Genomic DNA, 17873 nt, shown 5'->3' on the forward strand with positions numbered 1-17873 from the left:
TCATGCAGCGATCCCGAATTCGTGCGGCGTTGTCTGCGGCGACGGTGTTCGACACGGGCGCGCTCGCGCTGGGCTCGGGCCCGGTCGGTGCGGCGCCGGGTGACCCGGTCGTCCAGGGCGCCGACAACGACGCCGGCGGCGCCGGCACGATCCTGCGCTCGACCGCGGGCGGCGCGACCCTCGAGGTCCGCAACGCCGTCGGGGTGGGCGGCGCGGTCGGCGTCAAGGCGTCGGCCGACGTGGGCGTCGACGCGTCCGGGTTCGACGCCGGCGTGGTGGGCTTCAGTTCGAACGGCAACGGCCTCGTCGGCCGCAGCGACCTCGGCTACGGCGTGATCGGCACGGCCTCCGACCTCGGCGGCGTCGGCGTGGTGGCGGCGGCGCCGGACGAGTTCAGCAAGACGGCCCTCGACGTGCGGGGCCAGGTCCGCTTCGCCCGCAGCGGCGTCGTGACGGTGCCCGCCGGCGCGACGAGCGCGACGGTGGCCGGGTTGCAGGTGTACACCTCGACCCACGCCCTCGCGGTGGCCCAGCGCAACACCGCCGTCTGGGTGAAGGCCGCCGTCCCGAACCCGGGCACCGGCCAGCTCCGCGTGCACCTCAACGCGGCCGCGCCGGCCGGCGGCGTGCCGGTCGCCTGGTGGCTGCTGGAGGTCTGACCCGGTTGCGGGTCCGGAGGCCACCGGCCTCCGGACCCCACCTTCACCGGCTTCTTCCGGCGCGACTGCGGCTACCAGCCGAACCGGCGCTTCTTGCGGCCCGTCAGCCGCTCGGCGAGGGTCGTGCCCTGCCGCAGCAGCCGCGACGTCCGCGTCGAGCCCCGCCGGGCCTCGATCCGCTCGCTGACCTTCTTCGCCCCGGCCACGGCGAGCGGGATCGCGAGGGCGGCCACCGCCCACCGTCCGAACGCTCTGCGCATCGTCAACCTCCTCCGTCCTCCACCCTGGGATACCCACTTCGGGGCGGCGCTCACCTCGTCAGGTGCCGCCCGCCCGCCACGGACAGCGTCTCCGCGTTGATGTGGCCGTTCGCGTCCGAGCCCAGGAACAGCACCGCCGAGGCCACGTCCGACGGCGTGCAGATGCGGCCGGTCGGCGTGCGGGCGGCCTCGGCGTCGACGACCTGCTGGCCGAAGCCGGGGGTGGTCAGCGCCCGCTCGGTCAGCGTGAACCCGGGCCGCACCACGTTGGTGAGGATGCCGTGGCGCGCCTCGCGCGCGGCGAGCACCCGGGCGGCGGTCTCCAGCGCGCCCTTCGCCGCCGGGTACGCCAGCCCGGCCGGCATCGGCTGGTCGACGACGTCGGACGAGACCAGCACGATCCGGCCCCAGCCGTCCGCGCGCATCCCCGGCAGCACCGCCTCCACCAGCGACAACGTCCCGACCGCGTTGGCCGCGAACCCGTCGGTGAGGCTGTCCCAGGTCTCCGGGTCCCACGATGGCCACGCGACCGCGTTGGCCACCAGCACGGCGACGTCGCCGGCGGTGCGCGCGACCTGCTCGGCGGCGGCGCCGATCGAGCCGGGGTCGCGCTGGTCGATCCGCACCGTCATCGCGACGCCCGGGATGCCGCGCGCCGCGTCCTCGTTGCGGTGCCACCCGGCGACGACCCGGGCACCCTCGCCGACGAACGCCGCGGCGATCGCCCGCCCGATGTCACCGGAGGCGCCCGTGACCAGCACGACCTTCCCGGCAAGTCCGAGATTCATCTGGTACCCCCAAAGATAGTCGGCTAAAGGTTAGCCGACTATACATCGGTAGGATGGTCGCGTGGAACCCGCCGAGGTCATGCGCGTCAACCGGGCGCTCAACAAGCTGGCCAAGCTCTACCGCGCCGCGAAGGCCCGCAAGCTCGCCGCGCTGGGCCTGCATCCCGGGCAGGACGTGCTGCTGTGGCTGCTCGCCGAGGAGCGCGCCGGCATGACGGTGTCCGAGCTCGCGGCCCGCCTGGGCGTGGAGCCGCCGACCGCCACCCGCAGCCTGGCCCGCCTGGAGTCCGGCGGCTGGTTCCGCCGCGAGCCGGTCCCGGGCGACCGCCGCCAGGTCCGCATCGTCGTGACCGAGGCCGGCCGCGCCCTGGTCCCGGCCATCGAACGCGCCTGGGCCGAACTGGCCGAGGAGGCCCTGGGCGACCTCCCGGCCCCGGACCTGGACACGACGGTACGTTCCCTGGAACGCGCGAGCACCCGCCTGCGCGGCCTGGTCGGCGAGGACGCGTTGACCGAGGAGTGACGACGACAGACCTGATCACCACCCTGCGGCGCGGCGACGTCGCCGGTACCGCCGCGCTCTTCGCCGGCGCCGACGAGGCACGGCGCCGCACCCTGGGCGCGGAGCTGGCCCGGCGGCACCGCGAGTTCGGCTGGTACGGCAGCACGGCCACAGCCCTCGCCGTCGCGGTGGTCGCCGGCCTGCCGGACGCCGCGCAGGCGGCCACGGTCCTCCACCGTGACGTCGTGCCCACCGCCGACGCCGCCGGGCCGGTGATCGCCGCGGCCCGGGAGCGCAGGCTGACCTGGCTCGGCGACCTCGCCGCGCGCCTCGCCGCCGGACTGACGCATTACCCGTTCGTGACCGACCTGCTGCGCGCCGAGGGCGTCAAGCCGCCGGGCAGCGAACGGTTCGTGCGGCACTGGCTCGGGTACCTCGACCGGCCGGTGGAGGCACTCCGCCCATCCCGATCGTGGACCGTCTCCGCGACGATCCGTTCCTGCCGGTACTGCTTGACCGTGTGCTGTCGGCGGTCCGAACGTTAGTTGTCAGCGGTCCGATCGGAACACGACGACGAGCACGCGCAGGGCGAGGATGGCGGCCACCGCGAGCAGGTTGTAGCCCAGCAGCGCGTACAGCGTCAGCGTCTGCGTCACCTCCGGGCCGCCGGCCGTGCCGAGCAGCATGACCGCCATGATGCCGCTGACCCCGGCCAGCACCGTCAGCAGCACCCGGTGCACGAGGCCGCTGACCAGGCGCCGGTCCCGCTCGTCGGCGAACAGCCGCACGTTGACGCCGAGCCGGCCGCGTTCGAGCGAGGCGGCGATGCGGTCGACGCGCCGGGGGAGCCGCCGCAGGATCGGCACCAGCGTGGTCAGCTCGTCGGTGAGCGCCTGCCGGACCGCCTCCGGCCGGGCCAGCTCGGCGAAGGCGTCGGCCGCGAACCGCCGCGCCTCGGTCATCACGTCGAACCCGGGCGACAGCTCGGCCAGCCCGCCCTCCAGCGTCGTCAGCGCCCGGAACACCGCGGCAACCTCCGGCGGCACACTCAGCTCGTAGTCCGCGACGAGCCGCAGCAGCGACCGGAACAGCTGCGGGTCGGTGCTGCCGCCGTGGCTGACGTACCGCGCCATGAACTGCCCGAGGGACCGCTCGAGCCGCTCCTCGTCGACCTCGTCAGGCCGGGCGACGACGCCGAGCAGCGCGTCGGTCGCCCCGGCCGGGTCGCCGCGGTCGAGCGCCAGCAGGAGCCGCTGCAGAGACTCCCGAACGCCGCCGTCGAGCCGGCCGACCGAGCCGAAGTCGAGCAACCCGAGCCGGTCGTCGCGCAGCAGCAGCACGTTGCCCGGGTGCGGGTCGGCGTGGAACACCCCGGCGACGAGGATCTGCCGCAGGACGCACGACAGCAGCGTCCGCGCCAGGCCGGCCGGGTCGAGGCCGCGCGCCGCGAGCGCCGGCCCGGCGGTGGTGAGCGGGACGCCGTCGAGCCGGCTCATCACCAGCACCCGCTCGGTGCACAGCGCCGGGAACGGCTCGGGGAACACGACCGCGCTGTCCGGGGCGGCCCGCGCCACCGCGGCCAGGTTGCGCGCCTCGGCGCGGAAGTCGAGCTCCTCCCGGACCGCCTGGGCGAACCCGGCGGCGAGCGCGGCGGCGCCGGTGGTGCGGCCCCAGCGGGTACGCGTCTCCAGCGTCGCCGCGAGCCGCGCCACGATGTCGAGGTCACGCTCGACGGCGGCGCGCACACCGGGCCGCTGGACCTTCACCACCACGTCGGCGCCGGAGCGCAGCGTGGCCGTGTGCACCTGCGCCACCGACGCGGCCGCGAGCGGCTCGCGGTCGATCGAGGCGAACAGCTCGCCGGGCGGCATCCCGAACTCGGCGACCAGCACGGCCTCGACGTCGCTCCACGGCACCGGCGCGGCCCGGTCGCGCAGCGTGCTGAGCTCCTCCGCGACCTCCGCCGGCACCAGGTCGCGCCGGGTCGACAGCACCTGGCCGAGCTTGACGAAGGTGAGCCCGCCCTCCTCCAGCGCCGCCCGGAGCGACCGCCCGGCCGGCGCCCCGGCGCGCCGCCCGCGCAGGTGCGGCCCGAGCCCGTGCCGCACCACGATCGCCAGAATCTGCACGTACCGCCGAGTCCGCCGGGCCCGCCCCCGAAGCCCCCGCAACCACTGCAGCGGCGTGATGTGCCCGGCCGGCACGAGCGCCTCGGCCACGACCAGGAACACCATGGCGACGACGAGCGAGGTGACGGCCGCCAGCAGGAGCAGCCACACCGGCGCGACGGACGTGCTGTCCTGCGGCACCGACCCAGCCATGGCCCGCGCGATCGGCCCGGCGACGAGCAGCGCGACGGTCCCGGCGAGCAGCAGCCGCACGGTCCCGAACCGCACCCCGAGCAGCCGCCGCGCGATGAGCGCCACGACGGCCACCACCCCGAACACGGTGACGACCACAGCCACCCACACCGACACGTCCCCCATGAGACCGACGGTAGTCGATCGGTGCGCGCCCCGGTGGCCTCCGCCCGGTGGCCTCCGCCCGGTGGGCTCGGGCCGTCAGCCCACCAGCGGGATGCCGCCCACCGGCACCCGCACGAGCCCAGCCATCCCGACCTCCGTCAGGCCCTGCCCGGGATCTGGAAGCGCGCCGCCGAGCCGCCAGCGGTCGTCGAACTCAAGGTCAAAGTTCCGGCCATTCTGCCCTCGCCCGAACCCGGCGATCACGACACCTTCGTCTTCCCGGCGTCGAATGCCTCGATGATGTCCGCTCTGCTGAGCACCTCCAGAAGGTCGTCGAAGTGGAAGAGATATGTCCACAGCATCGTCCCCGGTTGTTGCTGACCGGAGAACGAGCGCCGAGTGGGGTGGGAACGGCCGAGCGGATGGCGTCGGTGGCCGGGAGGGCCGGCGACGCGCGCCTCGGCGGTCGGTGGTTGGGCGCGCTCCGTCCCGCGGCTGGGCGGGCGGCGCCGCTCGCTCACGCCAGACGGTGCTCGCCTACACCGGAACGGTCGCCGCGGGCACCCCGCCGGGATAGTCGAGGCGCCCGGCGCGCAGGAGCCCGAGCTGCTCGGCCGTGCGGCTGCCCGGCGGGCCGGTGAACAGCAGCAGGCGCTGGTCCTCGGCCGGGGAGAGCACCTGCTCGCAGTCGAGGTCGACCAGCCCCAGCACCGGATGGACCACCCGCACGTTGCCGACGCGGCGGACGCCGACCTCGTGCAGCTGCCACAGCTCGCGGAACTCCGGGCTCGCCGCGTGCAGCCGCCGCACGAGGTCGAGCGCCGCCGGGTCGTTGGTGCGGCGGGCGAGGGCGGCGCGCAGATCCCCCACATGCACGCGGCTCCACGCGGCCTGGTCGTCCGGCGGATATGCGGCCCGGACCGCCGGGTCGGTGAACCACCGCCACACGATGTTGCGCTGCTGCGGCCGGGTCGAGCACACCCCGCCGAACAGTGCCTCGGCGAGCGCGTTCTGCGCGAGCAGGTCGCCGATGTCGCTGAGCACCTGGGCCGGCGCGTCGGTCAGCCGGTCGAGCAGCATGAGCAGCCCGGGCTGGACCTCGTCACCGGCCGGTGGCCCCGCCGGCGGGCGGTGGCCGGCCAGGAGATAGAGATGGTCGCGTTCGTCGTCGTTGAGTCGCAGCGCGCGGGCGAGCGGGGCGAGGAGCTGCGTCGACGGCTGCGGGCCGCGGCCCTGCTCCAGCCGCATGAGGTAGTCCGCGGACATGCCGGCCAGCCGCGCGACCTCCTCGCGCCGCAGGCCCGGTGTGCGGCGGCGGGCCCCGGCGGGGAGCCCGACGTCGGCTGGTTGCACCCGCTCCCGGCAGCGGCGCAGGAAGTCGGCAAGTTCGCGGCGGTTCATGCCGCCCATCTTGACCCCGCTGCGGCCCGGACACCCAAAGCGCAGGCAAGGATCGTCAGTCCTAGTCACCAGGAGTAATGATGATGCGACGGCCGCGTAACTCTCCGCGCTCGATCATCGCGTGCGCCTCGGCGGTCGCCGACAATGGCAGGTCGACCGTGGCCCTCGGGCGGAGCTTTCCGGCCGTCAGCATCCGGTTGGTCGCCACCGCGGCCTCGGCCAGCTCCGCGACGGTGGCGTGCGAGATGACGAACCCGCTGACGGTCCGGTCGTGCATGTACAGTGCGGTCACCGGCAGCACCGGCCGGGACGCCGCACCGGCCAGCACCACGATCCGGCCGCGGAACGCGAGCAGGTCCAGCGCCGCTGCCAGGTCGTTGCGCCCTGACGTGTCGAGGTACAGCGCCGCGCCCCCGGGGCAGGCCGCCGCCAGCCGTTCGAGGCGGTCGGCTGCGCGGTAGTCGACCACCTCGTCCGCGCCGAGCGCCGTGCAGTAGGCGGCGTCGTCAGCCGCGGCCGTGGCGACGACCCGCGCCCCGGCGTCGACGGCGAACGCGACGAGCGCCGCACCGACATGGCCCGCGGCGCCCTCGACGATCACGGTGTCACCGGCGCGCAGCCGGCCGTGCGTGAACAGCGCCAGGTAGGCGGTACCGGCCGGGAAGACCGCGGCGACCGCGGCGCGGGGCTGGACGCCGGGCGGCACGCGGTACAGCCGCTCCATCGGCACCACGGCGCGCTCTGCGGCGGCGCCCTGCCGGCCCGCGTGGCCGAGGCTGTCGCACCACACGACGTCGCCGGGTGCGAACCCGGTCACCCGCCCGTTCGTCGACAGCACGGTGCCGACCAGGTCGCGGCCCACGACGAACGGCATCGGCAGCGGCGTGGGGAACAGACCGGAGCGCACGAACGTGTCGACCGGGTTCACCGTCGTCGCCGTCACCTCGACCAGCACGTCGGTGGGGCCGGGCACGGGGTCCGGTAGCGGGCCGCACCGGATCTCCTCGGCCGGTCCGAGCCGTTCGATGTAGGCCGCGCGCATGCCTCCGATCCTGCCCCGGGATTGCGAATCCTAGGCTGAACAAGCCCATTCTCACCCGCTGCGTGGGGTGTCAGGGTCGTCTTGTCGGCGGAGGCGATCCGGAGCGAGGGAGACGGCAGATGGCACGCGCGGTGCGGTTCGAGAAGTTCGGCGGGCCCGAGGTCCTGCAGGTCGTGGAGGTGGCGCGGCCGGTGCCCGGGCCGAGGACGGTCCTGCTTCGGGTGCGTGCCGCGGGCCTCAATCCGGTCGAGTCGGGGATTCGCGGCGGATTTTTGCAGCGGGTGTACCGTACGAGCTTCCCCTCCGGGCAGGGCCGCGACGTCGCCGGCGTAGTGGAGGAGGCCGGCCCGGGCGCCGAGGGGTTCACGGCCGGTGACGAGGTGTTCGGCTGGGCCGACGAGTTCGGCACCCACGCCGAGCTGGTGCTGGTCCCGGTGCGCAACCTCGCCCGACGGCCGGCAGCCGTGCCCTGGGAGGTGGCCGGCGCCCTGTATACGGCCGGGGCGGCCGCCTATGCCGCGGTCCGCGCGGTGGCCGCCGGCCCGGGCGACACGGTCGTCGTCGCGGGTGCCGCCGGCGGGGTCGGCACCCTCGCGGTGCAACTCGCCCGGGAGGCAGGCGCCGCGGTCGTCGGCCTGGCGAGCGAGCCCCACCACGCCTGGCTGCGGGAGCACGGCGTGATCCCGGTTGCGTACGGAGACGGGGTGCTCGACCGGCTGAGAGCCGTTGCCGGGCAGGCCGACGCGTTCGTCGACACGTTCGGCGGCGGCTACGTCGACCTGGCCCTCGCGTTCGGCGTGCGACCCGACCGGATCAACACGCTCATCGATTTCGAAGCCGCCGCCCGGCACGGCGTCCACGCGGTGGGCAGCAACGACGCGTCGAGCCCGGCGGTGCTCGAAGAGCTCGCGGGCCTCGTGGCGGCGGGGCGGCTCGACGTGCCGATCGAGCGGGTGGTCGGACTGGAGGAGGTGGCCGATGCCTACGCGCTGCTGGAGCGCCGGCACACGCTCGGCAAGCTCGTCCTGGTGCCGTGACGCAGAGCTCCCGGCCGGCGGCGGGAACGGGGGGCTGCCGGGCCGGGACGGGAACGGAGGAAGGCCCTGCCGAGGCGGAAACGGACGGCGGTTGGGCCGGGACGAGGACGCAGGGCTTCCGTCCGGCGGCGGCAGCGGGGGGCTGCCGGGCCGGGGCGGGAACGGAGGGCGGCCCGACCCGGACGAGGACGGAGGGCAGTCCTGCCGGGGGGAGGACGGAGCGCTGCAGGGCTGGGACGAGGACGGAAAGCTGCCGCGTGAGGGCTCGTCAGCCGGCGGGCGCCGCGGAGGCAGGCGGGGTCGGGGACCAGCCCAGGCGGGGCGCCACCAGGCGGGCGACGTCATCGAGGATCTGCTCGTAGTCGGCTGGCTCGAACTCGTAGGGCAGCTCGAGCCGCAGTTCGTCCACGGCCTGGACCGCCGCGTCGGCCAGCAGGCGCTCGACGATGTCGTCGGCGGTGCCGATGACGTCGGGGGCGAAGAGGGCGCGGCGCTCGCCGTGGGGCTTGAGGGTGCGCTCGTGGCGGGACTCGGCGTAGCGGAGGTAGCGGCGGCGGGTCGCGGCGTCCGCGCTGTCGAGCGGCACGACAACCCGGCCCACGGCGATCCGGCCGGGCTGGCGCCCTGGAGCCGGGGGTTCGGTGCTGCCCGACCCGGCCAACTCGGCCGGCCCGGCCGGGCCCGCCGACAGGGAGCGGTATTCCTCGATGTGGGTCAGCTGGGCGGTGACGAAGTCGTCGGTCGTCTCGCCGGAGACGATGTTGCCGGCGAGGAGGTTCAGGCCGGCGGAGGCCGCCCAGCGGATCGAGCGGAGCGAGCCCCCGCCGTACCAGAGACGATCCACAAGACCCTTGCTGTAGGGCTGCAGGCGCGGGCGCTGCGTGTTGCCGGGGGAGTGGATCACCGTGTCCGGGCCGCCGAGGAAGTCGCCGCGGAGGTTGTCGCGGAGGCGGGCGATGCGGGTGTAGGAGAGGTCGTAGGTGCGCCAGTCGCCGTCGAAGACGAGGTCGCCGATGAGTTCGGCATGCGGCGGGGTGCCCGCGCTGAATCCGACCTGCAGGCGGCCGCGGGAGAGCACGTCCGCCAGCGACAGGTCCTCGGCCAGGCGGAAGGGGCTCTCGTAGCCGATCGGGATGACCGCGGTGCCGAGCTGCAGGCGGGTGGTGCGCTGGCCGGCCGCGGCGAGGAACACGGCCGCCGAGCCCACGCCGTGCTCCAGATGGCGCTGGCGGATCCAGCCACCGTCGAAGCCGAGCCGCTCGGCGAACTCGAACAGCCGCAGCGTCGCCTCGAGCCCCGCGTAGGGGTCGTCGTCGGCGAAGTTGCCCGGGGTGAGGAAGGCGAGCGTGGTGACGGTCATGACGCGTTCCAGCGGCCGCGGTGGACGACCTCGTCGAAGGGGCGGCGGTCCGGCCGGGCGAGCGGGCGCAGCGGGCGGTCGGCGGGATATCCGACGCCGATCAGGTACGGCACGGTGCGGTCCGCCGGGACGCCCAGCAGTTCGCGGGCCCGGTCCTGGTCCCCGACGGACGAGTGGCCGGTGCCGATGCCGAGGTCGGCCGCCGCGACCAGGATCGCGAACGCGGCCTGCCCCAGATCGAACCGGTCGGTGAGCAGCTGCCGCTCGTCGGCCGGCTCGGGCAGCACGAGCGCGATCGCCGCCGCGGCTCCGGCGATGTGCCGGGCGCCGCGCCAGACGGTGGCCAGTTCGGTCAGCTGCTCGTGGTCGGTGACGACGACGAAGTCCCATCGCTGCCCGTTGGACGCCGACGGCGCCCGTCGGGCCGCCTCGACCAGCCGGTCGAGATGCTCGACGGGGACGGGCTCCGGCCGGTACTGCCTGACGTTGCGCCGCGCCCGCAGCGCGTCCCAGGTCTCCATGCCGCGACGATATCATGTCAATCAGATAGGAGAAGTGGGGAACTGGCAAAGCATAGACTGCGGCGATGGAGACGGTGACCTCGCGGGACGGCACGACCATCGCGGTCGAGCGTGCGGGCGAGGGGCCCGCCGTGATCCTGGTGGGCGGCGGCCTGGACGACGGATCGGAGAACGCCCCGCTCGTGCCGGCGCTGGCGCGGTCGTTCACCGTCTTCAACTATGCCCGCCGCGGACGTGCCCTCAGCACCGACGCGGCGCCACCCCCTTGGCGCGGGCCGGTCCTCGGCCGGGACGCGGTGGCACGGGAGCTCGGGGACCTGGCGGCCGTCATCACCGCGGCCGGCGGCACCGCCCACCTGTTCGGCGCCTCGTCAGGCGGCGCGCTCGCCCTCGAGGCGGCCGCGGCCGGGCTGCCGGTCGGGCGGCTCGCGGTGTACGAGGTGCCGTACCTGGTCGACCCGGCCATCGTGGCGGCGTTCGCCGAGTACAGGGTCGAGCTGCACCGACTGCTCGGCGCCGGGCAGCGGGGCGCGGCCGTGGAACTGTTCATGCGGCTCGCCGGGGCAGCGGAGGAGGACGTCGCCGGTGCCCGGTCGGCGCCGGTGTGGGCCGGGCTGGAGGCACTGGCACCGTCGCTGGCGTACGACGCTGCGTGCCTCGGCGACGGCCGCCCACCCGCCGCCCGCCTGGCGACGATCACCGAGCCGCTGCTGGTGCTGACCGGCGACGCCGGGGGCCTGTTCGAGCCGGCCGCGGAGGCGATCACAGCCGCCGTCCCGGCCGCCCGCCGCCACGTCCTGGCGGGCCAGGGCCACGTCGCCGACCCGGCCGTCCTGGCGCCCGTGCTCACAGACTTCTACAGCGGCTGACCTCTCGGTGATGCGGGTCCCGCCGGTGGATTCGTGGAGTGGGCCGGTGATCGGCACCGGGTAACGGCTCGGGATCGACTTCGGCACGTCCAGCACGTCCAGCACGTCCAGCACGTCCAGCACGGCCAGCACGTCCAGCACGTCCAGCACGGCCGCCGAGCGTCGCGCTCGTCGCGCACGCCGGGCTCGCCGGCCGGGTGGGCAGCCGGGCTCGCCGGCCGGGTGGATAGGTGGATAGCCGGGCGCGACGGCCGAGTACGGGTTCGTGCTCGACCGCACGCCGTTCCTCAGATGAGGGTGTGCTGCGGCCCGGGAGGGGTCGCGTGCAGCGTCGCCGGCACGGTCCGGCCGTGTCCGCATGGCATCGGCCCGGGACCATCGGGCCCCGGGCCGATCCTCCACGGCCGGTCAGACGGAGACCCGGCCGGCGCCCGCGCCGGCGGTCACGCTGGCCTTGACGTTGCTCGCCGTCTCCAGGGTGTAGGAGTACGGGATGCTGGCCACGCTGCCGCCGGTCTGGCCGCTGCCCGAGTTCACGAAGTGGTTGTTGCGGGCCACCAGCGTGCCGGGGCCGGAGTCGCCCTCGCCGAGGTGGTACCGGTCGTCGGTGTTCTCGAAGTAGTTGCCCTCGACGAGCACGCCGGCGCCCTCGGTCGACGCGACGCCGTAGCCGCCGACATTGTTGTAGTAGTTGTTGTACACGTGGACCGGGTTGCCGAACCGGACCCGCGGGTGGCGCTGGGTCGAGCCGTCGAACCAGTTGTGGTGGTACGTCACCCGCAGGTGTCCCCGGTCCTGGCTGCCGTTGTCGTCGGAGTGGCCCAGCAGCATCGACTTGTCGTGGTTGAACACCCGGTTCCACGACACCGTGATGAAGTCCGAGCCGCGCTTGATGTCCACCGCGCCGTCGTAGCCGTTGCTGAACGTGTTGTGGTCGATCCACACGTTCGTCGACGACTGCTCGACGTTGACGGCGTCGTCGTTCCAGTCCCGGAACGTCAGGTTGCGGATGATGACGTTCTTCGAGCCGCTGAGCGTGAAGCCGCAACCGACGATCGTCGCGCCCGCGTTACCGAGGACGGTCTTGTTCGACGCCACCTTGAGCATGCCGGAGCAGGAGATCGTGCCGGACACCCGGATCACCGACGCGCTGCTCGAGCTCAGGGCGCTGGTCAGGGCCGACGCGCTCGACACGGTCGTCGCCGACGCGCTGCCGCCGCCGGTGGTGCCGCCGTTCTGGGTGGCCCAGCCGGCGAGGCCGGTCTGCGGGGTACTGGTGCCGCCCAGCTTGGCCAGCTGCCACTGCTGGTTCCAGCCGTCGAGGTCGGTGAACTGGGCGATCTTCGCCCCGTCGGCCGTCGACCACTCCCAGACGTCGAGGACCTTGCCGCTGGCGCGGTTCTTGAAGCGGACGTACCCGTCGCTGGAGTCCAGGACCTGGAACTGCTGGCGGGTGCTGCCGTTGTCGGCGTACTGCACGAGCTGGGTGCCGTCGTTGGCGTCCGGCAGGTCGAGCACCTTGCCGCTGTGCCTCGACCTGATCTTGTAGTACCCGCTGCCCGCGCTGACGAACTGCCACTGCTGCACGGCGAGGTCGTTGCGGGCGAACTGGTTGATCGCGGCGCCGTCGTTCGTGGCCCAGTTGTACACGTCCATCGCCTTGCCGCTGTGCCGGTTGACGAAGACGTACGTGGCGCTGGTGTCGATCGTGGCCGCCTCGGCGCTGTGGGCGGCGACGAGGGCGGTGGTGCCCGCGATGACCGTCGTGGCGGCGGTGATCACCGCGATCGGCCATCGGCGGCGGGCGGTGGCAGGCCTGGCGGTGCCTGCGGTTGCGGTCATGAGCTACCTCCGGTGTGAGGACGGGGTAAGCGCTTTCCTGAGGCAAGTTAGCGCTCACATAGATAAACGTCAACGTCGATCTCGGAAACTTTCACGCGCGCTAGGCTGTCGCGGTGGACCTCGTGACGCTGCTCGAACAGGCCGAGTCCGACCCGGCGCGCCGCCAGCCGGCCGCGGACGCCGTCTGCGCCGCCGGCCCCGACGCGCTGCGGTTGCTCACCGACCGCCTCCGGGCGGGCTGGGAAGGCATCAGCGTCGATCTCTGCGGCGCGACCCTCGTCGATGCCGACTTCAGCGGCTGCCACCTCGCCGCGGTGGCGTTCGCCGACACCCGCTTCCACGGCACGACCCGCTTCGAACACGCCACGTTCGCGGGCGAGGCCACCTTCCAGCGCGCGCTGTTCGCGGGCGACGCCACCTTCGCCGGCGCGCGGTTCGACGGCGACGCCGCGTTCGGCCGGACCAGGTTCCGCGGCCGCGCCGACTTCACCGGCGCCCACTTCGCCGGCATGGCATGGTTCGGCCGCGGCGCCGAGACCTGGTGGGACGACGACGAGGCCTGGGACACGGTCGAGGAGATCGCGCCGGCACCGTGGGACGAGCCGGGCGAGGCCGACCCCGACTGGCCGGTCGCCGTGCTCGTCGAGGACTACCAGGACTGGGAGGAGGGCGGCGACGGCGCCCGGTTCACCGCCGACGTGACGTTCCGCGACGCGACCTTCGCCGGCCCGGCCTGGTTCTACAACGCGAGGTTCGCCGCCGCCACCACCTTCGCCGGCGCGCACTTCGCCGGCCGCTGCCACCTCGACCACCCCACAGCCGACCTGACCGGCGCAGACTGGACCGGCAACACGGAGGACGGCGCGTCCGGGTGGCCGCTGGGCTGGACGGCCCCTCCGGAAGGCGGCGAGGTGACGTTCGATCCAGGTGTACCGCCGTTCGCCCGCCACCTGACCGACGCCGACCCGGCGGGCCTGGCGATGCTGGCCCAGCTGGGCGAGGACCGCCCCGACCTGCGCCAGCGGATCGTGACAACGCTGTGCGCCCTGCTCCGCGCCCCACTCCGGTCGCAGGTGCGGTCCGACCCGCCGCTGCGACGCAGGACGCAGCGCCTCCTCGAAGACCGCCTCCGCCACTGGCCGGGCCTGCACCTGCACCTGAGCGGCGCGGTCCTCGTCGACGCCGACTTCACCGGCTGCGAGGCCGACTACGCCGAGTTCTGCGGCGCCCAGTTCCACGGCACGACCCGCTTCGCGGGCAACCGCATCAAACGCCCGTCGTTCTCGCTCGACGGCCCGCTCGGCCACGCGACCTTCCACGGCGACGCGGTCTTCGGCACGCCACCACCCGACCACGCCGTCTTCCTCGGCACGGTCACCTGACCCGGCCGGCGCGGCGGCGCGCCGCTCCAGCACCCCCGATGCAGACACGGCTGCGCGCCGCTCCAGCACCTTGATGCGGACGCAGCGGCGCACCATTCCAGCACCCCGGTGCGGACGCGGTGGTCAGGGTCGTGGACGACGAAGGCTTCCGGCGCCGCCCCGGGCCGCAAAGCGGTGGCGGGGGAGTTGCCCGAAGTGGTGTCATCGGGCGTGCTTGACGTGGTGTTCGACATGGAGACCGGGGACCCCGACGATCTGCTCACGCTGCTGCTGCTCGCCGGGCATCCGCGCGTGCGGCTTGCCGGGGTGACCGTCGTGCCCGGGAGTGCGGCGCAGGTCGGGGTCGTGCGGCACGCGCTGCGGCTGGTCGGGCGGGACGACGTGCGGGTCGGGGCCGGGAACCTCGACCACCCCAGGGACGTCGTGTCGCTGTGGCACTACCGGGCGCTCGGCGACATCCCGCCGTCGCGGGACGCCGAGGACGCCGCCGAGCTGCTGGCGGGGGTGTGCGGCGACGCAACGACGCTCGTCTGTGGCGGGCCATTGACGAATGTCAAACGCGCCATCGCCGGTGGGAGCCTCGCCGTCGGCCGGCTCGTCGTCCAGGGCGGCTTCGCCGGGGAGGGCGTCGTGCCCGCCGAGCGGCAGCTGGAGAAGTTCCGCGGGCGGACCACCTGCCCCAGCTACAACCTCAACGGCGACCCGACGGCCGTGTTCGCCGTGCTCGACCACGACGGCATCGGCCACCGCCGGTTCGTGTCGAAGAACGTCTGCCACGGTGTCGTGTACGACGCGGCCGTGCACGCGCGGTTCGCCGAGGAGGCCCGCCGCGACTCCACCCGCACGATCCACCGTCTGATGGAGGTGTACCTGCGGGATCGCCCCGCCGGGAAGATGTTCCACGACCCGCTCGCGGCCTGCTGTGCGATCGACCCCGCGATCGGTACCTGGGCCGAGGTCGAGCTCTACCGCGAGCGCGGCGAGTGGGGCTCCCGGCCACAGCCCGGCTCGGGCACGTGGATCATCACCGGCTACGACCGGGAGCGCTTTCTGCAGACGCTACTCGAATGACGGCGTGGTCAGCTCCGCCCAGACGACCAGGGCGACGAGCAGCAGGAAACCGGCCAGGACGACGCCCGCGACGATGGCGCCCGGGCGGCGCAGGACCGGCAGGCCCGGGTCCATCGGGGCCGGCAGTTGGGCCGCGACACCGGGGGTCGGCACCGGCGGGGCCAGGCGGAGCACCTTGCGCAGCCGGAGACGGTCGATGAGCAGCAGGATCGGCACGCCGACCGCGCTGATGCCCCACCAGCCGGCGGCCAGGGTGCGGTTGGTGCGGGCGCGGTAGGTGGCCAGGCCGCACGATCGGCACATCCAGCCGCGGAACGACGTGATGATGTAGATGATCGCGATGCTGGTCAGCGACTGGAAGGTGGTGCGGACGGCCGGGCGCGAGCCGCAGTACTGGCACTCGCCCTCGGCCGGGGGCCGCAGCGCGGAACCGAACGCATGAGCGGCAGGAACGGACATGGTGCTCCCCTCGTGTGGTGCCGCATGATCTTCGATGCGGCGACGCGGACGGTAGCACCCGTCACGGGGCAGCCAGGTGGCGCACTACGACGCGACCGCGCGGCCGACCGTGAGGGCCGTCAGCAGCGGTCCGGACAGGGAGGTGCGGTAGGCGGCGTCGGGCTCGGTGCCGACCGCGTCGAGCACGGTGCTGAAGAAGCACCGCGCGGCCGCGGCCAGTGCCACGTCGAGGATCTCCGGCTCGGTCAGGCCGTGGCGGCGCAGCGTGTCGACGTCGGCGGCGGTGATCGCGGTCGGGTCGCCGGCCACCTTCTCGGCGAAGTCCATGACCGCCACGTCGACCGGGTCCAGGCCCGCATCGTGGTGGTCGAGCGCGATCTGCCGCAGGGTGGCGGCGTCGAAGAACTGCTCCAGCAGCACGCTGCCGTGGGCCAGGGCGCAGTAGCTGGAGCGCAGCCGGCGGGCCGCGGCGAGGGTGGCCAGCTCGTAGCGGCGCAGGTCCATGCCGCGCTTCACGGACCGGTTCAGCCCGGCCCAGGCCTCGTACACCTCCGGGCGCAGCGCGAAGACCCGCGTGTAGTTGGGCACGTAGCCGGAGCGGTCGAGTTCGGCCTGGTAGAGGGGCGACTCGTCGGGCGTCTCGAGGTACGACATGAGCGGAACGGTAGTCGCGTGGTGCGACAAAAGGATGGGGAGAAGTCCCTAACTCAGGCCGTGGCGCCGGGCGGCCGCGACGGCCTGGGCGCGGCTGGTCACGCCCAGCTTCGCCAGGACGGCCGAGATGTGGTGGTCGACGGTCTTGGCCGACAGCGTGAGGCGGGCGGCGATCTCGGCGTTGGACAGGCCCTCGACGAGCAGGCCGAGGACGTCGGCCTGGCGCGGCGTCAGCCCGGCGGCGTGCGCGGCGGTCGCCGGGCGCGGGCCGCGCGGCACCCGGGTCACGCCGCGGCGGCGTAGGTCGGCCCGCAGGTGCTCGGCGACGCGGGCGGCGCCGAGCTCGTCGTAGCGGCGCAGGGCCTCGAGCGCGGCCTCCGGGGAGCCGCCGGCGAGGGCCTCGGTCTCCAGCAGCCGGGCGCCGCGGCGCTGCCACTCCGCGGCGGCGGCACCCCAGTCGCCGTCGATCATCCAGCGGTACGGCGCTGCGACCGCGTCCGGCAGGTCCCCCGTCCCGCCGGCCTGGCGGTACCGGAGCGCGAGGCGCCCGGTCACGAACGGCTGGCCCTCGACCGCGGCAGCCAGCTCCAGGCCGCGCATCGCCTCGGTGCGGCTGCGGGTGGGGTCGCCGTTCCAGCGGAAGTACTCCGCACGACCGTCGGCGACGGGCGCGACGAACTGCACGTAGCCGACCCGGTCGGCCTCCCGGGCAGCGTCGTCCAGTGTGGACAGGGCGTCGGGGTGGCCGCGCGCGGCCAGGATGCGGCCCTTCATGGCCAGGGGCAGGACCGCGTTGACGCCGTGGCGGCCGGTCCGGGCGATGGCCTCGTCGGCGTCGGCGAGGGCACCGTCCCAGTCGCCGCGTTCGAGCCGGATGCGGCTGCGGATGCCGAGGGTGAACAGCTCGTACGCGTCGAGGTCGTGGGCGGCGATGTAGGCGTGGGCCCGGTCGGCGACCGCGGCCGCCGCGTCGTACTCGGCGACCTCGTCCGCGAGGATGCCGGCGATGTTGCCCAGGGCCCGGGACGCGTGGACCGGCAGCCCGTTCGCGTCGGCCGTCGCGAACGCCTCCTCCAGCGCCTGCCGGGCGTCCGGCAGGCCGGCGGTGAGCCGGGCGACGTTGACGTTCGTCAGTGCCTGCAGCGCCGTGTCGAGGTCGCCGAGGCGCTCGGCGAGGGCGTGGGCCCGCGTGCCCCACTCGACCGCGTCACGCAGCCGGTAGGACAGCGTGTACAGGTGCGACAGGTTCGCGTAGGCGACGGCGAGCTGGTGACCGTCGCCGAGCGTGACGGCCCGCAGCGCGGTCCGCTCGGCCAGCCCGGCGTCGCCGGTCCACCAGGCCAGGCGGGAGATCCAGCGCAGGTTCTCGCCGACCGGCTCGACCGCGCCGAGCTCCTCGCGCAGGGCCAGGGCCGCCTGCCGGGCGCGCAGGCCCTCGTCGTGCGCGCCGGCGAGGTACGCCTGACCGGCATACTCCTCCAGCAGCGCGGCGCGTTCGGCCGGGCCGAGCCGGTCGGCGTGGGCCGCCGCGGCGCCGTAGTGGGCGACGGCCTCCCGGTGG

At 74.3% G+C, this 17873-nt stretch carries 19 protein-coding genes; 7 read left to right on the plus strand and 12 right to left on the minus strand.

What is annotated here, in order from left to right:
• A partial coding sequence (locus ABZS66_RS52530; RefSeq protein WP_354770900.1) for a hypothetical protein occupies nt 1-659 on the plus strand: 659 nt, incomplete at its 5' end.
• A 71-nt stretch (nt 660-730) separates the two neighbouring features.
• On the opposite strand, the gene ABZS66_RS52535 is transcribed toward ABZS66_RS52530, so the two are convergent.
• Both ABZS66_RS52535 and ABZS66_RS52540 read right to left on the minus strand, forming a co-directional pair.
• Nucleotides 731-919, minus strand: coding sequence for a hypothetical protein (locus ABZS66_RS52535; RefSeq protein ID WP_354770902.1), 189 nt, complete (start codon nt 917-919; stop codon nt 731-733).
• Between the two features lie 50 nt (nt 920-969).
• The gene (locus ABZS66_RS52540; protein WP_354770904.1) at nt 970-1707 is read right to left on the minus strand and encodes an SDR family oxidoreductase; all 738 of its coding nucleotides are present in this window, start codon (nt 1705-1707) and stop codon (nt 970-972) included.
• Nucleotides 1708-1768: 61 nt separating this feature from the next.
• Between ABZS66_RS52540 and ABZS66_RS52545 the strand changes: the two genes are divergently transcribed.
• Together ABZS66_RS52545 and ABZS66_RS52550 are read left to right on the plus strand one after the other, a co-directional pair.
• Entirely contained in the window at nt 1769-2230 is a 462-nt protein-coding gene (locus ABZS66_RS52545) for a MarR family transcriptional regulator (protein WP_354770906.1), read from the plus strand.
• Nucleotides 2227-2754 carry a hypothetical protein gene (locus tag ABZS66_RS52550; protein WP_354770908.1) on the plus strand — a complete coding sequence of 176 codons (528 nt, stop codon included), beginning with the start codon at nt 2227-2229 and terminating at the stop codon, nt 2752-2754. Before ABZS66_RS52545 ends, ABZS66_RS52550 begins: the two co-directional genes overlap by 4 nt.
• 3 nt (nt 2755-2757) lie before the next feature.
• On the opposite strand, the gene ABZS66_RS52555 is transcribed toward ABZS66_RS52550, so the two are convergent.
• The 4 genes from ABZS66_RS52555 to ABZS66_RS52570 form a co-directional block, all read right to left on the minus strand.
• Nucleotides 2758-4695, minus strand: coding sequence for an AarF/UbiB family protein (locus ABZS66_RS52555; RefSeq protein WP_354770910.1), 1938 nt, complete (start codon nt 4693-4695; stop codon nt 2758-2760).
• A 75-nt stretch (nt 4696-4770) separates the two neighbouring features.
• The gene (locus tag ABZS66_RS52560; protein ID WP_354770912.1) at nt 4771-4938 is read right to left on the minus strand and encodes a hypothetical protein; all 168 of its coding nucleotides are present in this window, start codon (nt 4936-4938) and stop codon (nt 4771-4773) included.
• A gap of 273 nt (nt 4939-5211) precedes the next feature.
• Nucleotides 5212-6075 carry a helix-turn-helix transcriptional regulator gene (locus ABZS66_RS52565; RefSeq protein WP_354770914.1) on the minus strand — a complete coding sequence of 288 codons (864 nt, stop codon included), beginning with the start codon at nt 6073-6075 and terminating at the stop codon, nt 5212-5214.
• 61 nt (nt 6076-6136) lie between these two features.
• Nucleotides 6137-7117 carry an NADPH:quinone reductase gene (locus tag ABZS66_RS52570; RefSeq protein WP_354770916.1) on the minus strand — a complete coding sequence of 327 codons (981 nt, stop codon included), beginning with the start codon at nt 7115-7117 and terminating at the stop codon, nt 6137-6139.
• A 119-nt stretch (nt 7118-7236) separates the two neighbouring features.
• Here ABZS66_RS52570 and ABZS66_RS52575 point away from each other — a divergent pair, with 119 nt between their 5' ends.
• Nucleotides 7237-8154, plus strand: coding sequence for an NADP-dependent oxidoreductase (locus ABZS66_RS52575; RefSeq protein ID WP_354770918.1), 918 nt, complete (start codon nt 7237-7239; stop codon nt 8152-8154).
• Nucleotides 8155-8422: 268 nt separating this feature from the next.
• Here ABZS66_RS52575 and ABZS66_RS52580 read toward each other — a convergent pair whose 3' ends face one another.
• Both ABZS66_RS52580 and ABZS66_RS52585 read right to left on the minus strand, forming a co-directional pair.
• Entirely contained in the window at nt 8423-9514 is a 1092-nt protein-coding gene (locus tag ABZS66_RS52580; protein ID WP_354770920.1) for an LLM class flavin-dependent oxidoreductase, read from the minus strand.
• Nucleotides 9511-10035 carry a nitroreductase family protein gene (locus ABZS66_RS52585; protein WP_354770922.1) on the minus strand — a complete coding sequence of 175 codons (525 nt, stop codon included), beginning with the start codon at nt 10033-10035 and terminating at the stop codon, nt 9511-9513. Before ABZS66_RS52585 ends, ABZS66_RS52580 begins: the two co-directional genes overlap by 4 nt.
• A gap of 65 nt (nt 10036-10100) precedes the next feature.
• Here ABZS66_RS52585 and ABZS66_RS52590 point away from each other — a divergent pair, with 65 nt between their 5' ends.
• Entirely contained in the window at nt 10101-10904 is an 804-nt protein-coding gene (locus ABZS66_RS52590) for an alpha/beta fold hydrolase (protein WP_354770924.1), read from the plus strand.
• A 408-nt stretch (nt 10905-11312) separates the two neighbouring features.
• Here ABZS66_RS52590 and ABZS66_RS52595 read toward each other — a convergent pair whose 3' ends face one another.
• On the minus strand, nt 11313-12746 hold the full coding sequence (locus ABZS66_RS52595) for an RICIN domain-containing protein (protein WP_354770926.1): 1434 nt from the start codon (nt 12744-12746) through the stop codon (nt 11313-11315).
• A 113-nt stretch (nt 12747-12859) separates the two neighbouring features.
• Between ABZS66_RS52595 and ABZS66_RS52600 the strand changes: the two genes are divergently transcribed.
• Nucleotides 12860-14128, plus strand: a complete 1269-nt coding sequence (locus ABZS66_RS52600) for a pentapeptide repeat-containing protein (protein WP_354770928.1) — start codon at nt 12860-12862, stop codon at nt 14126-14128.
• A 210-nt stretch (nt 14129-14338) separates the two neighbouring features.
• Nucleotides 14339-15199, plus strand: a complete 861-nt coding sequence (locus ABZS66_RS52605) for a nucleoside hydrolase (protein WP_354770930.1) — start codon at nt 14339-14341, stop codon at nt 15197-15199.
• Here ABZS66_RS52605 and ABZS66_RS52610 read toward each other — a convergent pair.
• The 3 genes from ABZS66_RS52610 to ABZS66_RS52620 all read right to left on the minus strand — a co-directional run.
• Entirely contained in the window at nt 15188-15658 is a 471-nt protein-coding gene (locus tag ABZS66_RS52610; protein WP_354770932.1) for a hypothetical protein, read from the minus strand. The genes ABZS66_RS52605 and ABZS66_RS52610 overlap by 12 nt on opposite strands.
• An 84-nt stretch (nt 15659-15742) precedes the next feature.
• Nucleotides 15743-16312, minus strand: a complete 570-nt coding sequence (locus ABZS66_RS52615; protein WP_354770934.1) for a peroxidase — start codon at nt 16310-16312, stop codon at nt 15743-15745.
• A gap of 48 nt (nt 16313-16360) precedes the next feature.
• The coding region (locus tag ABZS66_RS52620; RefSeq protein ID WP_354770936.1) for a LuxR C-terminal-related transcriptional regulator at nt 16361-17873 on the minus strand (1513 nt) is incomplete at its 5' end.

Origin of the sequence: Dactylosporangium sp. NPDC005572 (assembly GCF_040605515.1) — a bacterium.
In the GTDB taxonomy this organism is placed as follows: domain Bacteria; phylum Actinomycetota; class Actinomycetes; order Mycobacteriales; family Micromonosporaceae; genus Dactylosporangium.

Excerpts from the sequence above, each read along its gene's own strand:
- ABZS66_RS52535 (WP_354770902.1), bottom strand. The coding sequence starts at position 919 with ATGCGCAGAGCGTTCGGACGGTGGGCGGTGGCCGCCCTCGCGATCCCG.
- ABZS66_RS52585 (WP_354770922.1), bottom strand. The coding sequence starts at position 10,035 with ATGGAGACCTGGGACGCGCTGCGGGCGCGGCGCAACGTCAGGCAGTAC.
- ABZS66_RS52570 (WP_354770916.1), bottom strand. The coding sequence starts at position 7,117 with ATGCGCGCGGCCTACATCGAACGGCTCGGACCGGCCGAGGAGATCCGG.
- ABZS66_RS52590 (WP_354770924.1), top strand. The coding sequence starts at position 10,101 with ATGGAGACGGTGACCTCGCGGGACGGCACGACCATCGCGGTCGAGCGT.
- ABZS66_RS52580 (WP_354770920.1), bottom strand. The coding sequence starts at position 9,514 with ATGACCGTCACCACGCTCGCCTTCCTCACCCCGGGCAACTTCGCCGAC.
- ABZS66_RS52575 (WP_354770918.1), top strand. The coding sequence starts at position 7,237 with ATGGCACGCGCGGTGCGGTTCGAGAAGTTCGGCGGGCCCGAGGTCCTG.
- ABZS66_RS52555 (WP_354770910.1), bottom strand. The coding sequence starts at position 4,695 with ATGGGGGACGTGTCGGTGTGGGTGGCTGTGGTCGTCACCGTGTTCGGG.
- ABZS66_RS52595 (WP_354770926.1), bottom strand. The coding sequence starts at position 12,746 with ATGACCGCAACCGCAGGCACCGCCAGGCCTGCCACCGCCCGCCGCCGA.
- ABZS66_RS52540 (WP_354770904.1), bottom strand. The coding sequence starts at position 1,707 with ATGAATCTCGGACTTGCCGGGAAGGTCGTGCTGGTCACGGGCGCCTCC.
- ABZS66_RS52610 (WP_354770932.1), bottom strand. The coding sequence starts at position 15,658 with ATGTCCGTTCCTGCCGCTCATGCGTTCGGTTCCGCGCTGCGGCCCCCG.
- ABZS66_RS52615 (WP_354770934.1), bottom strand. The coding sequence starts at position 16,312 with ATGTCGTACCTCGAGACGCCCGACGAGTCGCCCCTCTACCAGGCCGAA.
- ABZS66_RS52565 (WP_354770914.1), bottom strand. The coding sequence starts at position 6,075 with ATGAACCGCCGCGAACTTGCCGACTTCCTGCGCCGCTGCCGGGAGCGG.